The sequence below is a fragment of the Saccharobesus litoralis genome (genome assembly GCF_003063625.1).
GTDB lineage: Bacteria > Pseudomonadota > Gammaproteobacteria > Enterobacterales > Alteromonadaceae > Saccharobesus > Saccharobesus litoralis.
Genome location: NZ_CP026604.1, coordinates 4,012,205 through 4,031,545, shown reverse-complemented (window position 1 = coordinate 4,031,545; position 19,341 = coordinate 4,012,205). Strand labels below are relative to the sequence as shown.

The 19,341-nt window shown below is 38.9% G+C and carries 20 protein-coding genes and 1 tRNA gene; 2 read left to right on the top strand and 19 right to left on the bottom strand.

Translation table 11 applies throughout. The features are described 5' to 3' along the window. The first annotated feature begins 55 nt into the window (after window positions 1–55). Window positions 56–499, top strand: a complete 444-nt coding sequence (locus C2869_RS14645; RefSeq protein WP_108603647.1) for a DUF2513 domain-containing protein — start codon at window positions 56–58, stop codon at window positions 497–499. A 98-nt stretch (window positions 500–597) separates the two neighbouring features. Here the strand turns inward: C2869_RS14645 and C2869_RS14640 are convergent, their stop codons facing one another. From C2869_RS14640 to trhO, 3 genes are all read right to left on the bottom strand, one after another. Beyond that, on the bottom strand, window positions 598–1,188 hold the full coding sequence (locus tag C2869_RS14640) for a hypothetical protein (RefSeq protein WP_108603646.1): 591 nt from the start codon (window positions 1,186–1,188) through the stop codon (window positions 598–600). 204 nt (window positions 1,189–1,392) lie between these two features. Continuing rightward, window positions 1,393–1,469, bottom strand: a tRNA-Pro gene (locus C2869_RS14635). 117 nt (window positions 1,470–1,586) lie between these two features. Continuing rightward, window positions 1,587–2,513, bottom strand: coding sequence for an oxygen-dependent tRNA uridine(34) hydroxylase TrhO (gene trhO, locus C2869_RS14630; protein WP_108605072.1), 927 nt, complete (start codon window positions 2,511–2,513; stop codon window positions 1,587–1,589). Between the two features lie 141 nt (window positions 2,514–2,654). Between trhO and C2869_RS14625 the strand changes: the two genes are divergently transcribed. Beyond that, window positions 2,655–3,893, top strand: a complete 1,239-nt coding sequence (locus C2869_RS14625) for a glycosyltransferase family 4 protein (protein ID WP_108603645.1) — start codon at window positions 2,655–2,657, stop codon at window positions 3,891–3,893. Window positions 3,894–4,131: 238 nt separating this feature from the next. Here C2869_RS14625 and C2869_RS14620 read toward each other — a convergent pair whose 3' ends face one another. The 16 genes from C2869_RS14620 to mazG form a co-directional block, all read right to left on the bottom strand. Beyond that, window positions 4,132–5,298, bottom strand: a complete 1,167-nt coding sequence (locus C2869_RS14620) for a nucleotide sugar dehydrogenase (protein ID WP_108603644.1) — start codon at window positions 5,296–5,298, stop codon at window positions 4,132–4,134. A 125-nt stretch (window positions 5,299–5,423) separates the two neighbouring features. Beyond that, the gene (locus tag C2869_RS14615; protein ID WP_108603643.1) at window positions 5,424–5,909 is read right to left on the bottom strand and encodes a phosphatidylglycerophosphatase A family protein; all 486 of its coding nucleotides are present in this window, start codon (window positions 5,907–5,909) and stop codon (window positions 5,424–5,426) included. A 13-nt stretch (window positions 5,910–5,922) separates the two neighbouring features. Then, on the bottom strand, window positions 5,923–7,389 hold the full coding sequence (gene thiI / locus C2869_RS14610) for a tRNA uracil 4-sulfurtransferase ThiI (protein ID WP_108603642.1): 1,467 nt from the start codon (window positions 7,387–7,389) through the stop codon (window positions 5,923–5,925). Between the two features lie 315 nt (window positions 7,390–7,704). Further along, window positions 7,705–8,688, bottom strand: coding sequence for an RNA polymerase sigma factor RpoS (rpoS, locus tag C2869_RS14605; RefSeq protein WP_108603641.1), 984 nt, complete (start codon window positions 8,686–8,688; stop codon window positions 7,705–7,707). A 137-nt stretch (window positions 8,689–8,825) separates the two neighbouring features. Beyond that, entirely contained in the window at window positions 8,826–9,686 is an 861-nt protein-coding gene (locus C2869_RS14600) for a peptidoglycan DD-metalloendopeptidase family protein (protein WP_108603640.1), read from the bottom strand. A 2-nt stretch (window positions 9,687–9,688) separates the two neighbouring features. Continuing rightward, window positions 9,689–10,627: a DUF368 domain-containing protein gene (locus C2869_RS14595; RefSeq protein ID WP_228710678.1), complete on the bottom strand. Its 939-nt coding sequence runs from the start codon at window positions 10,625–10,627 to the stop codon at window positions 9,689–9,691. Between the two features lie 16 nt (window positions 10,628–10,643). After that, window positions 10,644–11,273 carry a protein-L-isoaspartate(D-aspartate) O-methyltransferase gene (locus C2869_RS14590; protein ID WP_108603639.1) on the bottom strand — a complete coding sequence of 210 codons (630 nt, stop codon included), beginning with the start codon at window positions 11,271–11,273 and terminating at the stop codon, window positions 10,644–10,646. 10 nt (window positions 11,274–11,283) lie between these two features. Continuing rightward, the gene (gene surE, locus C2869_RS14585) at window positions 11,284–12,027 is read right to left on the bottom strand and encodes a 5'/3'-nucleotidase SurE (RefSeq protein ID WP_108603638.1); all 744 of its coding nucleotides are present in this window, start codon (window positions 12,025–12,027) and stop codon (window positions 11,284–11,286) included. After that, a complete protein-coding gene (gene truD, locus C2869_RS14580) occupies window positions 12,005–13,066 on the bottom strand; it encodes a tRNA pseudouridine(13) synthase TruD (RefSeq protein ID WP_108603637.1) in 1,062 nt (353 codons plus the stop codon). The genes surE and truD overlap by 23 nt, the downstream gene beginning before the upstream one ends. Before the next feature lie 2 nt (window positions 13,067–13,068). Beyond that, window positions 13,069–13,542 (bottom strand): 2-C-methyl-D-erythritol 2,4-cyclodiphosphate synthase, encoded by a 474-nt coding sequence (gene ispF, locus C2869_RS14575; RefSeq protein ID WP_108605070.1) that lies wholly within the window; start codon window positions 13,540–13,542, stop codon window positions 13,069–13,071. 51 nt (window positions 13,543–13,593) lie between these two features. Continuing rightward, window positions 13,594–14,301: a 2-C-methyl-D-erythritol 4-phosphate cytidylyltransferase gene (ispD, locus tag C2869_RS14570; RefSeq protein ID WP_108603636.1), complete on the bottom strand. Its 708-nt coding sequence runs from the start codon at window positions 14,299–14,301 to the stop codon at window positions 13,594–13,596. Window positions 14,302–14,312: 11 nt separating this feature from the next. After that, a complete protein-coding gene (gene ftsB / locus C2869_RS14565) occupies window positions 14,313–14,585 on the bottom strand; it encodes a cell division protein FtsB (protein WP_108603635.1) in 273 nt (90 codons plus the stop codon). A gap of 65 nt (window positions 14,586–14,650) precedes the next feature. Continuing rightward, window positions 14,651–15,187 (bottom strand): hypothetical protein, encoded by a 537-nt coding sequence (locus C2869_RS14560; protein WP_228710677.1) that lies wholly within the window; start codon window positions 15,185–15,187, stop codon window positions 14,651–14,653. Between the two features lie 206 nt (window positions 15,188–15,393). After that, on the bottom strand, window positions 15,394–16,692 hold the full coding sequence (gene eno, locus C2869_RS14555) for a phosphopyruvate hydratase (protein ID WP_108603633.1): 1,299 nt from the start codon (window positions 16,690–16,692) through the stop codon (window positions 15,394–15,396). Window positions 16,693–16,746: 54 nt separating this feature from the next. Then, window positions 16,747–18,375 (bottom strand): CTP synthase, encoded by a 1,629-nt coding sequence (locus C2869_RS14550; RefSeq protein WP_108603632.1) that lies wholly within the window; start codon window positions 18,373–18,375, stop codon window positions 16,747–16,749. Window positions 18,376–18,541: 166 nt separating this feature from the next. Next, entirely contained in the window at window positions 18,542–19,339 is a 798-nt protein-coding gene (gene mazG, locus C2869_RS14545; protein ID WP_108603631.1) for a nucleoside triphosphate pyrophosphohydrolase, read from the bottom strand. Between the last annotated feature and the right edge of the window lie 2 nt (window positions 19,340–19,341).

The following is a 19,341-nucleotide window of genomic DNA, read 5'->3' as shown; positions in this document are numbered from 1 at the left end:
TAACTTGGCTTTTCTTCCATTTCTGAAAAGAACTATAAGCTTAGAGGATAACATTATGAGAATTGACTTAGATTACTTTGGGGAACTTCTAACAATTTTTTTGGATTCAACAAAAGCTCATATAGATTTTAATGATATTAAAGAAGCTGGCCTTGAAGTAATAACAGAAAGTAAGGAGCTTTCAGAAAAATTTATATTTCACATGCAATTAGCACTTGATAATCAGTTGATCGGAAATAGTTCAGGACAAGCATTTGTTCTAGAAGATATTGGTATTACACAAACCTTAGACGGTGCAATATCAATTTGCATTATGCCTATACGTTTAACTCAAAAAGGACATGATTTCGCTGCTACATTGAATAATAAAGAAGTTATCGACAAGCTAAAATCTGAATTTAAAGATGCGCCCTTCAAAGTTATCTTTGAAGGGGGACAAAAGTTATTTCAACACTACATGAAAAAGAAACTTGATACGATAACAAGCGAGGGATCGTAATAAAGGCTCTTCTAGATTAACCAAGGCTACAGCAATATACTTCGGTGGAACAACAAACTATTTGGAGGGTTTAGATTGATCAATTAACAACATACATCTTAAGGTTTGATAGTTTCCGTACCCGAGAGCAAGTAAGAGTTAATTTTAGAAAGGTGTGTATACTTATTTTTAAAATCGTCATTTGCCGACTGTCCAGCAGTCTTAGCATTTAAACCTGTAATAAATGCTGGTATATGTTTGGTAGCATGTCTCATGATATTGCCTTGGAACTCTTTGTCTAAGATAGATTTGGCTTCTTGGGAAAACTCTGAGTAAAAACGAATATCAAATTCATGGTATTTCTGAATCAATTGCATTGTATGAAGGCTATTTATATTTTCATTATTCATTCTTTTATTTAGCAAGTCTGAAACTAAATGTTCAATACCAACTAAATGCTCAACAGCTTCACCAAATAATTTTTGCTTGTAGGTGTAGTTACTTTGCTTTCTCCAAGTATTCACAGCTAGCACTGTGCAAAAAGAAATTACCCCAGTAAACCACATAGTAATTGCTGATATAACGTCGCCAGCATCACCCCACCAAATCAAACCAACAGAAAAACCAACACCAAACACCATTGTGGTAGCAAAAGGAATTTCGTAGTTATCATTAAGAGTCATTACAAATTTATTGAATTTAGTGATCATACAAATATAGAAAACATCCAATTTAACCGGATTTTATAACAATCCCTTTATAATTAGTAATCTAAAATCCAACCGAATGTAACTCATTGATTCAGAGGAGATTACTAATTCAACCTACTGTATAAGGAAAAGGGAAAAGAAAGGGAAGTAAAATCAATGACTTTTAGAGTGACTTCTATAAGTCATTGATTTAGGGTAATAAATTGGTCGGATTGGCCGGATTCGAACCGGCGACCCCTGACACCCCATGACAGTGCGCTACCAAGCTGCGCTACAATCCGACTGAGGGCTGCAATATTAATAAATTAGTGAGTGAAAGCAAGTCTTAAAAGCATTAAAACCTTATTTTATATGCTGTTTGCCTACTTTATGAGCACTCACTAATTTTTTAGCGCGAGTTAATCTAAACCAACGTCTTTTTTGTCACCAATGTGCTGTTTGCCACGCTGCTGCGCAAGTTGTAATTGCTTTTCTCGCTCGGCAAATCTGGCTTTATCTTGCTCAGACGTGCTGTCGATACAATGATGGCAACTTACTCCTTTTTCGTATTCAGCCTTTAACTTATCTTCTTCTGTAATCGGCATACGGCAGGCATAACATTGGTCGTAAATGCTTTTTTCTAAATCATGATTAACCGCTACACGTTGATCAAATACAAAACAGTCGCCTTGCCAAAGGGTTTCTTCTTTTGGTACTTCTTCTAAATATTTTAAAATGCCGCCTTTAAGGTGATAAACCTCTTCAAACCCCTGCTCTTTCATATAAGCAGTCGATTTTTCGCAACGAATTCCGCCCGTACAAAACATAGCAACTTTTTTCTGCTTGGTTGGATCCATATTGTTCTTTACGTAATCAGGAAACTCTCTAAACGTTTTGGTATTCGGATCAACCGCATTTTTAAATGTGCCAATTTCCACTTCGTAATCGTTACGCGTATCCACTAACACAACATCCGGATCAGAAATCAATGCATTCCAGTCTTTGGGTTCAACATATGTGCCAACAACATGGTTAGGATCGATACCTTCAACACCCATGGTTACAATTTCACGTTTTAGCTTAACTTTGGTGCGATAAAATGGCTGTTCTTCGTGGAGCGATTCTTTGTGCTCAATATCAGCTAAACGTGGGTCTTGTTTTAACCAGTTAAGAAGATTATCAATACCTTGGCGTGGACCTGAAACGGTACCATTAATGCCTTCATTGGCCAGTAACAAAGTCCCTTTGACTTCGTTTTCTAGCATGACATCTAATAGGGGTTGACGAATTTGTTCAAAGTTTTCAAGGCGAGTGAATTTGTACATCGCCGCGACAATATAGCTCATGTTGACCTCTTGTTGGTTGGAGCGTAATTCCAATACAAAAATGCTGCTGCAAAGATGGCAGGTCGCGCATTATACTGATTTTTGCCGCAACAACCAGTAGAATACGCGACGTTAATTGACTAAAAGCAGACTGAGACAAGATTGAAAAAGTTACTTTGCATAGGTTGGGTATGGCCAGAGCCAAATTCAAGTGCCGCTGGTTACAACATCCTTAGCTTACTTAAGACGTTTAACCAACAAGATTGGCAAATAACCTTTGCTTCAAGTGCGCAAACCACGCCGCTTATGGCTGATCTGCAAAAGCTCGGTTATTGTTGCCAGTCTATTGAGTTAAATTCAAGTAGCTTTGACGATTTTGTGCAAGAGCTCGATCCACAAATCGTGATTTTCGATCGATTTATGATTGAGGAACAATACGGTTGGCGAGTACTACAACAATGCCCTCAAGCTCTACGTATTTTAAACACCGAAGATTTACAGTTTTTAAGACAAGCGCGCCATACTTGGGTCAAACAGCACGGGCAAGTTGCGAACAACCTCGAAGACTTAGACTTAAACACGGATTTAGCCAAACGCGAAATAGCCTCAATTTATCGCTGTGATTTAAGCCTGATTATTTCATTATTTGAATTTAACTTGTTAAAAGAGCATTTTAAAATAGCGCCGAGTTTACTGCATTTAATGCCGTTTCAATTAACAGCTAATACCAGCCAAGCTTTTGAGTATGACCAACGCCAACATTTTATCACTGTTGGTAATTTTAGGCATGCACCCAATTGGGATGCTGTTCTCTGGTTGAAACAGGCCATTTGGCCGGCTATTCGCCAACAATTACCTAAAGCCGAATTACACATTTATGGCTCATATACACCACCTAAAGCCACGCAACTCAATTGTATTAAGACCGGTTTTTTAATTAAAGGCTGGGCAAATGATGTGCACCAAGTGATGAAAAAGGCCAAAGTGTGTTTAGCACCGCTTAAATTTGGTGCCGGTTTAAAAGGTAAAATAGCCGACGCTATGCTAAATCAAACACCTGTTGTCACAACCAGTATCGGCGCAGAAGGCATGTTTGACTCTAACAATGCTCCAGGTTTCATCGAAAACGATACAAATGCATTTGTAGCCCGTGCAATTGAGTTATTTGCAGATAAATCGACTTGGCTCACTAAAAGTGAAAAATGCCTATCTCTAATTCAACAACATTATCAACCAGAAACAATCTCGAAAAGCTTAATCGAAAAGGTAGAGCTGGTTCGTCACCAACTCAATGCCCATAGGCAAGAAAACTTTATTGGTCAAATGCTAAACCACCATACCATGCAAAGCACTAAATATATGGCACAGTGGATCGAAGCAAAAAATAGGATAAATACCTGAGTTTTGATTAGTTATAGTCAAAGCGATCAGATTTTAGGGGAAGCCGTCAAAGCTACCGCGTCCTGCTCACGCCCCTTACCTGCATCCATGCAGGCAAGCTTCGAGACCCCATGAGCATATGCTCTACTATGTGATTGGGGCCGCCTAAAGGGATTTAGGTAGTAGGACGACGCAGGAGCCAAAGTCGAGAGTAAGCGCTGACAATGAACCATAAGACCTGAGCGAGAAGACTATACAACTAATCATTACCAAATAAATCTCGGGTATATACTTTATCTAACACATCTTTAATTTCGTCGGTAACACGATTAGCGACGATTACATCGGATAGCTGTTTAAACTCCTCTAGGCTGCTGATCACACGAGAATTAAAAAAGTGACTTTCTTTTAATACAGGTTCGTATACGACTACTTCAATGCCTTTTGCTTTTAGGCGCTTCATTATGCCTTGGATCGCCGAAGCTCTAAAATTATCCGATCCCGCTTTCATTATTAGGCGATGAATACCTACAACCTTGGGATTTCGTTCTAAAATAGAAAAGGCGATAAAGTCTTTGCGCGTGGTATTAGCATCGACGATAGCCCGGATCATATTATTGGGGACAGACTCGTAATTGGCCAATAATTGTCTGGTATCTTTAGGTAAACAATACCCACCGTAACCGAAAGACGGGTTGTTATAATGATCACCAATTCTAGGGTCTAAACAAACGCCTTGAATAATTTGTCGAGGATCAAGACCATGAGCTTCAGCGTAAGAATCTAGCTCGTTAAAATACGCAACCCGCATGGCAAGGTAAGTGTTAGAAAACAATTTAACCGCCTCGGCTTCTGTTGCATGGGTAAACAAAACATCTATGTCTTGCTTTTTTGCCCCTTGTTGCAATAACTGAGCAAACTTTTGAGCCCTTTCCGATTGTTCACCCACGATGATCCGTGACGGGTATAAGTTATCGTGTAGCGCCTTACCTTCGCGTAAAAACTCGGGAGAGAATAAAATATTATTGCAGCATAATTGTTGTTTTATTGATTTTGTATAACCCACTGGCACGGTAGATTTGATCACCATCACCGCATTAGGGTTAATAGCCATGACGTCTTTAATCACAGCTTCGACAGATTGGGTATTAAATTTATTGCTTACGGGATCATAATCGGTGGGCGTCGCGATAATAACAAAATCTGCATTATCATAGGCTTGAGCTTTATCTAGCGTCGCTGTGAAATCCAACGCTTCGTGATCAAGATAATGCTGTATTTCCTGATCTTCTATGGGTGATATTTTGTTATTAAGTAGCTCAACTTTTTCGGGAATGATATCAACAGCGACAACTTGATTATGTTGAGCTAATAAAATGGCATTCGATAAGCCTACATATCCAGTGCCAGCAACTGCAATTTTCATCTAATTTTCCTTAAATCATTTCACTGGCAAATATAGAAATGATTTAAGAAAGTTTGACGAAAGTTTTATTGAGAATTTATGTCGTTATTTTGCTAAGTCGTCCGAAATGTATAGACGGCCTTCACTTAAAAATAATGCAAATATAGGTGCAAGCACCCTAGCGCCATTAAACCCGCAATAATATCGTCTAACATAATGCCGGTTCCACCGTGGATTTTTTTATCCACAAAACTAATGGGCCAAGGCTTAATAATGTCGAAAAAACGAAACAAACAAAAGCCGACTAATAAATTAACAGTAGATACAGGAATGAAAATAAAGGTGATCATTAACCCAACAAATTCATCCCACACAATAGCTGGATGATCATGGGCATTTAATGCTTTGGCTGTTTGCCCACACAAATAACAGCCCAGAATCGCTGCAACCAGCGTAATAGCTAAATAAGCATAAAAGGGTAAAAACGTACCCATTAAATACACGAGAGGCAATGCAGCCAATGTGCCAAACGTACCTGGTGCTTTTGGTGCTAAACCACTGCCGAAGCCTAAAGAACAAAAATGAATCGGGTTAAGCCAGTTAATGGTTTTTAGTTCTGGTCGTATTGCCATAATATGCTTTTTATTATTTTTTTAAATGAAATACACGAACGTTTTTATAACCGGACTCATGTAAAAGTAAGGCTTGCAGTTTGCTCATTACGCCTTTTTTACAATACAAAAGGTATTCTTTTTCTTTTCCTTGCTCGGCCATTAACTCTGCAAAATTATTCGCAAGCTTGAAAAAAGGAATATGAACAACCTGAGTATCATCTAATTCTAGTGGCTCTTCATCTTCTTCTTCGGGTGAACGTATATCAACCACGATATGTTTGTCGCTTAAATCGCTTACCGCTTCGACTTCACTCACTTCAGCGTCAGCTTGTTCTTTTAATTCTTTAATATCATAAAGACTGGCATCATTAACTACCTGCTCAATCAAATGCATATTAAAGTTTTGTTCTGTCGCTTCAACTTTAGCTAAAGGCGCTGCAACATTAGGCCGTTGTGAGATAACACCACAGTATTCAGGCATGGTTTTAGCAAAATCTTCTGTGCCAATTAAACGCGCTGTATCAATAATATCTTGCTTGTCTAAATGGATCAGTGGGCGAATAATCAACATGTCAGTCGCGCGATCAATCACATTAAGGTTAGTCACGGTCTGACTCGATACTTGGCCTAGGCTTTCACCTGTCACTAAAGCTTTTATCCCAAAACGCTCTGCAACCATAGCACCCGCTCTAACCATCATACGTTTAAGCACGACGCCCATAAGCCCTGAATCAATGTTTTCAAGTATTTCCGCCACAACAGGTTGAAAGTCAACTGAGATAAATTTTACGCGATGCGAAGCCCCAAACTTGTCCCACAAATAATAGGCAACTTGTTTAACGCCAATTTCGTGTTGGCTGCCGCCCAAATTAAAAAATAAATAGTGAGTACGAGAGCCTTTGCGGATCATTAAATAGCTTGATACACCTGAATCAAAGCCGCCTGAAATTAACGATAAGGTATCTTCTTGCGTAGCGATTGGGAAACCACCTAGGCCCTTATGTTTTTTAGCAATCATTAAAAGTTGATCACCATCAACTTCTAAATCAACAATAAAATCCGCATCTTTAAGCTTAACACTGGCCGATTCAACCGATTGATTTAATGCCCCACCGACATATCTTTCTAAATCGATAGACGTAAAGTCGTGATTACCACGACGCTTAACTTTGACTCGAAAGGTTTTATTGACAATTTGTGATTGGTAAACAGGCAAAACTTGACGACAAATATCATCAAAGTTTGTGTAACTCGATTGTGTGACTTCATGAACTTGCGCAATGCCAGGTATATGACATAAAGCTTCCAGACAAGCGTCTTTGTGTTCTTCAGATACCTTTACATCTATATAGTCCCAGTTTCTTTGTACCCAAGGTTTCTCGTCAATACGGCGTAAAACGTTTTTCACGTTACTCTCTAACATTTTTATAAAACGTTTACGAACTGACTTACTTTTGATCGCAATTTCAGCGTGAAATTTGATGACAAACTTAACCATGGACGGGACTATCAATCTCTAAATATTTAAATAGCCGTGGATTATAACTCAAGGTAGCTAATAGAGGAAAAGCAATTTAAGCGATATAAATCGGTTTATCGTGAATTGACAAAACAGAGGATCAAGATCAAAAAAGGCTAACCGAAAAGTTAGCCTTTTTTTGAAGTAAGAGAAAAAATTATAGTCAAAGCGAGCTGGTTTTAGGGGAAGCCGTCCAGCTTCGAGACCCCATGAGCATATGCTCTATTATGTGATTGGGGCGAGTAAGCGCAGACAATGAACCATAAAGCCTGATCGAGAAGACTATAGTTTGTTTTATTGTTCAATTTCAAACAACGACTCAATTGATAGACCTTCGTGAGTCAATACATCTCTTAAGCGTTTTAAGGCTTCAACTTGAATTTGACGAACTCGCTCGCGAGTTAAGCCAATCTCCTTACCTACGTCCTCTAAAGTAGAGGCTTCATAACCTAATAAACCAAAACGGCGAGCTAAAACTTCACGTTGTTTCGGGTTAAGCTCTTCCAACCAATGAACAATACTATGCTTAATATCATCATCTTGTAAGTGATTTTCAGGGCCAGAACCGTTTTCATCAGCAATGATGTCTAACAACGCTTTTTCAGAGTCTCCACCAATCGGCGTATCGACCGAGCTAATTTTTTCATTAAGCCGCAACATCTTGCTAACTTCAGATGGCGTTTTATCTAATTTTTCTGCAATTTCTTCAGCAGTCGGTTCATGATCGAGTTGTTGAGCTAACTCGCGTGAAGCGCGTAAATAAACGTTTAATTCTTTAACAACATGAATAGGCAAACGAATGGTGCGTGTTTGATTCATAATTGCACGTTCGATTGTTTGGCGGATCCACCATGTTGCATAAGTAGAAAAGCGGAATCCTCGTTCAGGATCAAACTTTTCAACCGCACGGATTAAACCTAAGTTACCTTCTTCAATCAAATCAAGTAAAGCCAGTCCGCGGTTATTGTATCGACGGGCAATTTTAACCACTAAACGTAAGTTACTTTCGATCATCCGTTTTCTGCTTGCTTCGCAGCCCTTAAGTGCTTTACGAGCAAAGAAAACTTCTTCTTCGGCGGATAATAACGGTGAAAAACCAATTTCGCCTAAATATAACTGAGTGGCGTCTAAGGTTTTAGTAAATTCTTCTTGAGGAGCTGTATCACTAGCGGCATCTTTTGCCGACTCTTCAGCTTGCTCAGCTTCTAATTCAACAATTTCATCAATTTCTAATTCAACTGTTGTGGTATCTGTGTTTGTGCTTTGTGTACGACCCATTTTTTGATCTCCTACTTCAGATAGACGCCAGAACAAGCAATAAGATTTGCGCTCTAACACTTCAAACTCGTTACATAGAAACAAATGTCGTTAAAAAGTTTAACCGGCCATTATTTCTAAAATACTTACCTATTGGTTTACTTTTTTGGTAAATATCGAAGTGGATCTACGGTTGTACCCTTATATCGCACTTCAAAATGCAACTTTACGTTGTCACTATCAGTTCGTCCCATCTCAGCAATTTGCTGCCCTGCTTTTACCCAACTTTGTTCGCTTACCAGAAGTTTGCTGTTGTGAGCATAAGCACTAAGGAAATCTTCACTATGTTTAACGATAATTAGATTTCCGTACCCTCGTAGGGCGTTGCCTGCATATACAACTTTACCATCTGCTGCTGCAAAAATTGGACTTCCATTTTTTCCACCAATATCTAAACCTTTGTTACCTAATTCTTTTTTAGAGAATTTTTTTAAGATTTTTCCTTTGGTTGGCCATTGCCATTTTATTGTCTTCTTATATCCAAGATCACTTGTTAACTCTTTGTTAACGGAAGCGACATTTCCAACATACTCCTCTGACTTCTTGTTGGCAACTTTTTTTGTAGGTTTGATATTAGACTTTTTAGGAATTGTTTTTGTTTTTTTAGAAGTTTTTGTTTTGAAAGGTTTTTTTGTTACCACAGTGGTTGTTTTTTGACTGCTGGACAGTTTAATCAATTGGCCTGGGTACACTGTGTAGGGTGGTAATATTTTGTTAACTTTTGCCAGTTCGCGAAAGTCTTTACCGGCTCTAAAAGCAATTGAATATAATGTCTCTCCTTTTTCGACAGTATAGGTATTTTGTTTAAGCGTGTTCGGTTTAAAGTTATGTATCGTTTTGCCGCGGTATACTGACTCTACAGGCGCCGGAATATGAGGGTTTGAGGAACAAGCAGACAGCAATATCCCAATGGATATTGCTAGTAATGATCTATAATAAACTGTCCCTGAATTTAGCATCTCTACCTTTTTAATTTACTAGCTATCAATTCAATGCTAATGACAAGTAAAATACCAAATAAGCTTGCTAATAATGCAAAAATTAACTGACTATCGGTCGAATAAACATTTGAAAACGTACTTGGAAGAACATTTTCTCGAATTAACGGTACGGTTTCACCATGACGATTTACATAAGTAGAAACCACTTGTTTCCAAGGCCAAGTCACATTTAACGATCCAATTAAAAATCCAATTAATAATGCAATTGTGGTTTGATAATATCGATCAAGCAGCCAAGATAAGAATCGAGAAAACACCATTAACCCTGCAATACAACCAAAACCAAATGCAGCAAGTGCAATTAAATCCATATTTTTAACTGCATTTAATGCAACCGAATACAAACCTAATAACAATAAAATGAAGCTTCCCGACACACCAGGTAAAATCATGGCGCAAATAGCGATAAAACCGCCTAAAAATAAAAACCACCAATCACTAGGCAATTGGCTTGGTGTTGATATTGAAATGATATATACGATACCAATACCAATTAACAAGCTTATATAATTAACAGGACGCCAATTCGTTTGTTGTTTTGCCAACAAATAAACAGAAGCTGCGATTAAACCAGAGAAAAAAGACCAAATTAAAATAGGATGGTTATCTAATGCAAAACTAATTAATGAAGCAAACGTTTTAACACTAATTAAAATACCAGCAAACACGGCAAGCAAAAAACCACCATTAATATGACGCCAAAATTCAGCAAAGCCTTGTTTAAATAAGATGGTTAACGCGTTAGGGCCAAGTTGTTTTAACGACTTAAGTAACTCGTCATAGATACCGCTTATAAAGGCAATTGTACCGCCAGACACACCTGGCACCACATCGGCAGCCCCCATGGCCATACCTTTAGCGGTTAAAAGTAGATAATCTTTTGTTGTTCTTGGTTCCACTTTAGTATTCCGTTTGTTATTCGACATCACCAGGTACCAAAGGAACAAATTTAACGGCGGCAATATCTTCAGAAATAAATTCATCACCTTGGCGACGAATGAGCTTTAGCACTTGAGACTCTACACCAACGGGGATAACTAATATTCCACCATCAACAAGTTGATCTAACAATTTTTGCGGAACGGATGCAGCGGCAGCGGTTACAATAATAGCGGAAAATGGTGCTTTAGAATTCCAGCCTTTCCAACCATCACCATGTTTCATTGATACATTGTGCAAGTCTAATTGTTGCAATTTACGGCGTGCTTGAAACTGTAATGACTTAATACGTTCAACTGAATATACGTGGTCAAACAACTGCGCCAATATAGCCGTTTGATAACCGGATCCTGTACCTATTTCTAGTACAGATGACGCATCTACCTTTTCAAGTAACAACTCTGTCATTCTTGCCACAATAACTGGCTGTGAAATTGTTTGCCCTTTACCTATGGGTAATGCGGTATTTTCATAGGCTTTATGGCCTAATGCAGCCTCTACAAAAAACTGCCTAGGCGTTGAAGCGACCGCTTGTAAAACACTGGGGTTTTTGATGCCTTCTTGTTGCAGCAATATACTCAGCTGCTGACCATTGCGTGTACTCATTGATACCGTTCTAATTTAGATTTGTTAGCCAAGATTTTAGATTATTAATGCTTTGATGTGCTGTCATGTCCACGGTTAAAGGTGTTATTGATACAAAACCATTACGCACTGCTTCAAAATCCGTATCTTGTCCTTCTTTTAACTCAGCCCCTTGTGGCCCATACCAATAAATAGTTCTACCGTAAGGATCCTGAGTTTTTGACATACTTTGTGCCCGATGGCGCGAGCCACACCGAGTAATTCGGTACCCCTTAATTGCTTCATAAGGCAAGTCTGGCACATTAACATTTAAAATTTGTTGTTCAGTTAAGTTTAGTTGTTCTAAATGCTCTACTATATTTTTGACCACTCGAGCTGCGCTATCAAAATGTTGATCACCCGCTAAAGAAACCGCGATAGCTGAATGCCCCATATGGCGGCCTTCTAATGCAGCCGCGACAGTTCCTGAATAAATAACATCGTCACCCAAATTAGGGCCATGATTAATACCTGATATGACTAAATCAGGTTCCGGTTTTATTAATTGGTTAATACCAATATGAACACAATCCGTTGGCGTACCATTGACAGAATAAAAGCCGTTATCCAGTTGTTGCACACGAAGTGGATTAACTAGCGTTAAACTGTTACTCGCTCCACTGCAATTTCTATCAGGCGCGATAACAGACACTTCACCTAAATTTTTTAGGTGCTGATAAAGCTGAGATAGTCCTAATGCATGAACACCGTCATCATTGCTGAGTAAAATCCGCATTTTTAGAAGCATCCGTATAGTTGACGATTTCTCTCAATACCGAAGTAGCAAAGCAGCCTGTCGGTAACTCAAATTTTAATGTAAAGCCGTGATCATAACGTGAGAAACTCAGGTTAGGAATAAATAAATTCAAAGACCTACGCTCTTGTTTTAATCGCGCGTTTTCAAGCCCTTTAATTAAATCAGACATTACTTCATCTTTCAGTAACTGTTTTTCTAATTCTAACGGTATGCCTTGAGTTTTTAGCTCTCCTTCACCCCACATAGGCCCTGTTATTTGTATATCATGCGCTTGATGCCTTGTTATTAGATCATCATCTATATTGTCTGCGCAAAAAACTGAGTGGCTACCATTTAACATAAATACATCGCCACAAAGTGGTTTAAACATATCTTGGTTAATACGTTGAGCAATAATATGATTAAAAAGGAAGGATCGCGCAGCGGATAAGTACATACCGCGTTTATTACGATCTTTAACCTTTATTTGATTGGCAAACATTGCTAATGCTTTTTCAATGTTTCCAAAGCGATGGCCAAAGCGCTGTTCACCAAAATAGTTAGGGACACCTTGCTGTGTAATGGCGTTTACTCGGTGCTGAAGATGCAATTCACTTTCTTCATCTAAGGCTTCACACTGTACATTAATTTCAAAACGATTCGCTTTATGTGTACCGGTTTTTAATTTCTTATCATGCCTTGTGATAATTAGCGCTTTAAAATTTGGACCTTCTATCGCTGGCGGCAAACTTTTTTTAATCGGAAAGGGAAAAGAAAACCATTGTCTTGTCACAGCGTATTTATCTTTTTTACCAGAATAGCTAGCAAGTTTAGGTTGTACGCCTAATAATTTAGCGAGTTGATTAGCAACATACTGGGTATTTTCATTTTCTTTTTCAACTAACAACCAAAGGTGCTCACCTTGCCCGCTGGGTTGAAAACCCAAATATTCCTCAACGTAAAAGTCGCTATTGCGACTCCGTATAGTTCCGTTTAATTCAGGCTTACCGTGTAAAAATGGATACTGCTGTTCAAACATACTTACATTGTCTCCAACAAAACAACTGACTCAACCGCTACACCTTCTTTACGACCTGTAAATCCTAGTTTTTCTGTTGTTGTTGCTTTGACATTAACTTGGCTCAATTCTGCTTCTAAATCATCAGCTAATAGAGTTCGCATAGCCTTTAAATGTGGAGCTATTTTCGGTGCTTGAGCAATAATAGTGATATCACAATTACCTAGCTTGTAACCTTTGTCTCGTGCAAGAGACCACACATGTCTCAGCAATATTCGCGAATCTATATTCGCATAATCATCGTCAGTATCAGGAAAGTGGTTGCCTATATCCCCCAAAGCGAGGGCACCTAGAATAGCATCACACAAAGCGTGAATGGCGACATCACCATCAGAATGGGCAATAAACCCTTGTGGGTAATCAATTTTGACACCACATATTGTTAAAGGGCCATTGCCACCAAATTTATGAACATCAAAACCATGTCCAATTCGAATTGTCATTTTTTAAAACCTGTTAATTCATTAAACCGCATAACAGAAGATGCGTTACATTTGCTTAGCATTAAGTATTAACGTTGCCAATTGCAAGTCATCTGGAGTGGTAATTTTCAAGTTAGTTGCACTACTCTCGCACATAAGAACTTGTCCACCAGCAAACTCGATGGCTGATGCTTCATCGGTAACAGTAGCATTGTGTTTTTGACTGAGTTCAATAGATGCAACTAATTGATGAGTTGGGAATAACTGAGGCGTTAACGCATGCCATAAATTGTCCCTTGATACCGTCTCAGTGATTTGATTACTGCCTTTTATACTGCGCTTCATCGTATCTTTAACTCTTGAAGCTAAAATGCCACCCATATTTTGAGATAGACAAGTTTCGATAAGTTGTTCAATATCCTTCACTAGTACACAAGGTCGAGCGGCATCGTGGACTAAAGCCCAAGCGTCTTTAGGTAATGCATTTAAACCAGCTAAAACAGAATCCACTCTTTCCTGACCACCGACTACAGTTTTAATTGGTTTAGTCAATCGACAAAAATTTTCTTTTATATCATCTAAATAGCTATCATGACTTGCGACAACAAGAACAATTTCGTTAATGTATTGAACCTTATCAAGCACTGATAAGGTATGCTCTAATATGGTTTGATTGCCAATAGTCAAATACTGTTTAGGGATATCAGCTTTCATTCGACTACCAACACCTGCGGCAGGAATAATAGCGACAATATGTGGCATGGGTTGGAGCATTATTAGTTAAATTACTTAGGGATCACCCGATAAAACAACTCACCTTGACGGATTAAGCCAAGTTCATTTCTCGCTCGTTCTTCAATAGCCTCGACACCCATTTTTAAATCTTTGATGTCAGCGACCATAAGTTTGTTACGCTGAGAAAGTTTGTCATTCTCTAATTTGATGGTTTCTACTTTTTGTTGCAGGCGACTATATTCAGAGATTGAGTTACCTCCAAACCACAAACGATATTGCAGCATACAAAGCAACACTATTAGCACTAACCTAAAAAGAGACATGGTGAACTGATAATATTAAAGTTAAGCTAATATTACCTTGCAGGATCATGAATAGCCAGACGCAATTAGCTAGTTTTAGTTATAGGTAAAGGCTTATTTAACTGTTGCCAATTAATAACTGATGTTAATAACAATTCACGTAACGATAACGTTCTATGATAAGTTCTATCGCTCCCTATCCATTGGTGGCCACAACACGCTGCAATCATAATATCTTTTGCAGATTTAAACGCTGTTTTGTGTTTGATTAGATCATCTTGTAAAGTCTGGCCGTAAAAATTAAACCAACCTAACTCATTAACATGAAAGCATTGATTTACGGTATCTATTTCATCAATACAATCTAACTTAATATGCGTTAAACCTTGTTGAGTAATTTGAATAGGAACAATTAAGCCAATATCTGAATATCGACTAAACCATTTAAAGTTAGCTTCAGGATCAACTTTTTCTGTGGGTATTTTACGTTTTTGGCTGGCCGACCAAGCACCATTTTGACTATCTAAACTGATGGGCGAACTTAAACTAATAATCGATTCAGCAGCACGTTTAACGTAAAACGATAAACTAGATAAACGCTTTTGTAACAGCGCGGGAGGCATATCGCTATCCATCAACATTTTTAATTCACGTTCATAAAAAACGTTACACAGTTGAGAATAAGTAAGCAGCCTTTCGCTATCTTGGGCAAAATCTCGTTGTTGAGCGGCCGATTTATTCAAAGTCAGAATTGATTTAACAGAAGATTAGTGAAGTGTAACGAATATGCTGGCCTATTGAAAAGGCCAGCATGACAAAAGATCAGATATTATTGACCTTTAACGGCTGAACGACCGGCATATACAGCTTTGTCGCCTAGCGCTTCTTCAATACGTAATAACTGATTGTACTTAGCAACACGATCAGAACGGCTCATTGAACCTGTCTTGATTTGACCAGCTGCAGTACCTACTGCTAAATCAGCAATAGTTGCATCTTCAGTTTCACCTGAACGGTGAGAGATAACAGCAGTGTAACCAGCGTCTTTAGCCATTTGGATAGCTTCTAACGTTTCAGTTAAAGAACCAATTTGGTTAAACTTGATTAAGATTGAGTTAGCGATACCTTTCTCGATACCTTCTTTTAAGATCTTAGTGTTAGTTACGAATAAGTCGTCTCCAACGATTTGGATCTTGTCGCCAAGGATCTTAGTTTGGTATGCGAAACCATCCCAATCAGACTCATCTAAACCATCTTCGATTGAAACGATTGGGTATTCGTCACATAAAGTAGATAAGAAATCAGAGAACTCGTTAGAAGTGAACGTTTTGCCTTCACCTTTCAAGTTGTAGATACCATTGTCTTTTTCGTAGAACTCAGACGCAGCACAGTCTAATGCTAAAGTAATATCTTTATCGATTTCGTATCCAGCTGCTTTAATCGCTTCTGCGATAACTTCTAACGCTTCAGCGTTAGACTTAAGGTCTGGTGCAAAACCACCTTCGTCACCAACAGCAGTGTTGTAACCACGAGCGTTTAAAACTTTCTTTAAGTTATGGAAAACTTCAGCACCCATTTGGATAGCTTGTTTGAAAGTTTTAGCACCAACAGGTTGGATCATGAATTCTTGAATATCAACATTGTTGTCAGCGTGCTCACCACCGTTGATGATGTTCATCATTGGTAATGGAAGGCTGTACTGACCTGAAGTACCGTTTAAGTCAGCAATGTGCTCGTATAAAGCTACGCCTTTTTCAGCTGCAGCCGCTTTAGCTGTGGCTAAAGAAACAGCTAAAATAGCATTTGCGCCCAAGTTGCTCTTAAAGTCAGTACCGTCTAGGTCTAACATCACTTGGTCTACAGCTTTTTGGTCAAGTGCGTCTTTACCAACTAGTGCTTCTTTAATAACACCATTTACATTTTCAACAGCTTTAATTACGCCTTTACCTAAAAAGCGGCTTTTATCACCGTCGCGTAATTCAAGTGCTTCACGTGAACCAGTAGAAGCACCAGAAGGAGCTGCTGCACGACCCATAGCACCGCTTTCTAAATATACGTCTGCTTCTACAGTTGGGTTTCCGCGTGAATCAATAATTTCACGACCAATGATGTTTACGATAGATGACATAGTCCTTCCTCGATATGTATAACGAAAAGCGCGCTTTCTAGCGCGCGTGTGTTTTTATTGTTTCTGTGCTGCATACGCTGCGGCGACAAACCCTTGGAATAAAGGATGGCCATCACGCGGCGTTGACGTGAACTCTGGATGAAATTGAGCTGCAATAAACCATGGATGATTAGGCAACTCAATAACTTCAACCAGTTTCTTATCTGCCGACAAACCAGAGAAAACTAAGCCAGCTTCCTCAAGTTGTTGACGATAGTTATTATTAACTTCATAGCGGTGACGATGACGCTCATGGATCTGTTCTGAACCATAAGCTTGAGCGGCTTTGGAACCCGCTTCTAAATGACACAATTGCGAACCTAAACGCATAGTGCCACCCAAGTCAGATTGCTCTGAACGCTCTTCCATTTCACCCTCGTTATTTTGCCATTCGGTAATTAAACCAACGACAGGGTGTTGAGTCTCTGCATCAAATTCCGTGCTGTTAGCATTTTCTAATTTAGCCACATTACGCGCAAATTCGATTAACGCCATTTGCATGCCTAAGCATATACCTAAATAAGGAACGTTATTTTCACGAGCATATTGTGCAGCTAGCATTTTACCTGCTGTGCCTCGTTCACCAAAACCGCCAGGTACCAAAATCGCATCTACATCAGCTAATTTATCGACACCCTTAGCTTCTAAGTCTTGAGAATCAATATATTGAATGTTGACTGTTACACGATTTTTAAGGCCAGCGTGTTTTAATGCTTCATTAACCGATTTATAAGCATCTGGTAACTCTACGTATTTACCCACCATACCTATAGTCACTTCACCTGTCGGATTTGAATCTTCATACAGCACTTGTTCCCAATCAGACAAATTAGCTTCTTGGCATTCAATATGGAAGCGACGACAGATAAGTGCATCTAATCCTTGTGATTTTAACAAGGCTGGAATGCGATAGATGCTATTGACATCTGGCATTGAGATAACGGCTTTTTCTTCTACATTGGTAAACAATGCAATTTTTGAACGCTCATTAGCCGGAATTGTCCGATCAGAACGACAAACCAAAATATCTGGCTGAATACCGATAGATCGTAAATCTTTAACAGAGTGCTGAGTCGGCTTAGTTTTAACTTCACCTGCTGCCGCTAAATAAGGAACTAAGGTTAGGTGCATAAACATAGCATGCTCACGCCCTAATTCTGTACCTAACTGACGAATTGATTCTAAGAAGGGTTGTGACTCAATATCACCAACCGTGCCGCCAATTTCAACGATTGCAATGTCATGGCCTTCACCACATTCAACAACACGACGTTTTATGTCGTTGGTAATATGTGGGATAACTTGGATGGTTGCCCCTAAATAATCACCTCGGCGTTCACGGCGTAATACATCTTCAAACACACGACCTTGAGTAAAGTTATTACCTTTGGTCATTTTAGTTTTGATGAAACGTTCATAGTGACCTAAATCAAGGTCTGTTTCGGCGCCATCTTCAGTAACAAATACTTCACCGTGCTGGATTGGGCTCATTGTACCCGGATCAACATTGATGTAGGGGTCGAGCTTCATGATGGTTACGTTTAAACCACGTGCTTCTAAAATTGCAGCTAGAGAAGCGGCGGCAATGCCCTTTCCTAAAGAAGAAACAACACCACCCGTAACGAAGATATATCTAGTCGTCATTGAAAAACCTAAATTTAGTAATCATTACCCGTGCAATCAGGATATTGCGAAAAAGTATAAACGTGGGTAATAAGCTTTAAGACGGGGGCGTAGTCTAACAGAAGGCAATTAACCTAACAAATCAAAAGTCGTTATGAGCTAGGTTATATTCTTCTTATTTGGTGTATTATTTTTCTTGTTTAACTTGTAACCACAAGCTTTCCATTTCAGCTAAAGTTAAGTCGTTTAATTCGTGACCATTATCTAAGGCTTTGGATTCAACTCGATTAAAGCGTGTTTCAAATTTTTTATTGGCTGCACGTAAGGTTGCTTCAGGATCCAATTTAAGTTTACGAGCTAAATTAACCACAGCAAACATTAAGTCTCCTACTTCTTCACCGACTTTAACAGGATCGATAGCAGAACAGGCTAATTCCTGTTTAATTTCAATAATTTCTTCTTCTACTTTATCTAATGCACCATGGTAGGTTGGCCAGTCAAATCCGACGTTGGCGCAGCGTTTTTGCAGTTTATTGGCCCGAGTTAAGGCTGGAAGTGTTTTGGGTACATGACTTAAGGTATAACTAACCTGCTCCGTGGCTTTTTTATCTCTTTCTTTCTTTTTCTCTGCTTCCCAATTTGCTTTAACAGCCGCTTCATCATCTAACGCGACATCAGAAAATACATGGGGATGACGACGAGTGAGTTTTTCACAAACCGTTTCAAGTACATCATTAAACTCAAAACGCCCTTCTTCTTTTGCCAGTTGGCAATAAAACACTACCTGAAAAAGTAAATCGCCAAGTTCACCTTGTAGTTCGTCAAAGTCTTCGGTTTCTATCGCGTCTGCGACTTCATAGGCTTCTTCGATTGTATAAGGAACTATCGTTTTATAGGTTTGTTTTAAATCCCAAGGGCAGCCGTTATTCGGGTCACGTAACGCTGCCATAATATCAATTAATGGTTGTAATGAATTATTAGACATCT

What these genes read in the sequence shown, in the direction of transcription:
- thiI (WP_108603642.1), bottom strand. Translation starts at nt 7,389, where the DNA reads ATGGTTAAGTTTGTCATCAAATTTCACGCTGAAATTGCGATCAAAAGT.
- C2869_RS14620 (WP_108603644.1), bottom strand. Translation starts at nt 5,298, where the DNA reads ATGAAAATTGCAGTTGCTGGCACTGGATATGTAGGCTTATCGAATGCC.
- ispD (WP_108603636.1), bottom strand. Translation starts at nt 14,301, where the DNA reads ATGCTCCAACCCATGCCACATATTGTCGCTATTATTCCTGCCGCAGGT.
- ftsB (WP_108603635.1), bottom strand. Translation starts at nt 14,585, where the DNA reads ATGTCTCTTTTTAGGTTAGTGCTAATAGTGTTGCTTTGTATGCTGCAA.
- C2869_RS14560 (WP_228710677.1), bottom strand. Translation starts at nt 15,187, where the DNA reads ATGCCTCCCGCGCTGTTACAAAAGCGTTTATCTAGTTTATCGTTTTAC.
- C2869_RS14600 (WP_108603640.1), bottom strand. Translation starts at nt 9,686, where the DNA reads ATGCTAAATTCAGGGACAGTTTATTATAGATCATTACTAGCAATATCC.
- C2869_RS14645 (WP_108603647.1), top strand. Translation starts at nt 56, where the DNA reads ATGAGAATTGACTTAGATTACTTTGGGGAACTTCTAACAATTTTTTTG.
- truD (WP_108603637.1), bottom strand. Translation starts at nt 13,066, where the DNA reads ATGTTTGAACAGCAGTATCCATTTTTACACGGTAAGCCTGAATTAAAC.
- surE (WP_108603638.1), bottom strand. Translation starts at nt 12,027, where the DNA reads ATGCGGATTTTACTCAGCAATGATGACGGTGTTCATGCATTAGGACTA.
- trhO (WP_108605072.1), bottom strand. Translation starts at nt 2,513, where the DNA reads ATGAGCTATATTGTCGCGGCGATGTACAAATTCACTCGCCTTGAAAAC.
- eno (WP_108603633.1), bottom strand. Translation starts at nt 16,692, where the DNA reads ATGTCATCTATCGTAAACATCATTGGTCGTGAAATTATTGATTCACGC.
- mazG (WP_108603631.1), bottom strand. Translation starts at nt 19,339, where the DNA reads ATGTCTAATAATTCATTACAACCATTAATTGATATTATGGCAGCGTTA.
- C2869_RS14640 (WP_108603646.1), bottom strand. Translation starts at nt 1,188, where the DNA reads ATGATCACTAAATTCAATAAATTTGTAATGACTCTTAATGATAACTAC.
- C2869_RS14590 (WP_108603639.1), bottom strand. Translation starts at nt 11,273, where the DNA reads ATGAGTACACGCAATGGTCAGCAGCTGAGTATATTGCTGCAACAAGAA.
- rpoS (WP_108603641.1), bottom strand. Translation starts at nt 8,688, where the DNA reads ATGGGTCGTACACAAAGCACAAACACAGATACCACAACAGTTGAATTA.
- C2869_RS14550 (WP_108603632.1), bottom strand. Translation starts at nt 18,375, where the DNA reads ATGACGACTAGATATATCTTCGTTACGGGTGGTGTTGTTTCTTCTTTA.
- C2869_RS14615 (WP_108603643.1), bottom strand. Translation starts at nt 5,909, where the DNA reads ATGGCAATACGACCAGAACTAAAAACCATTAACTGGCTTAACCCGATT.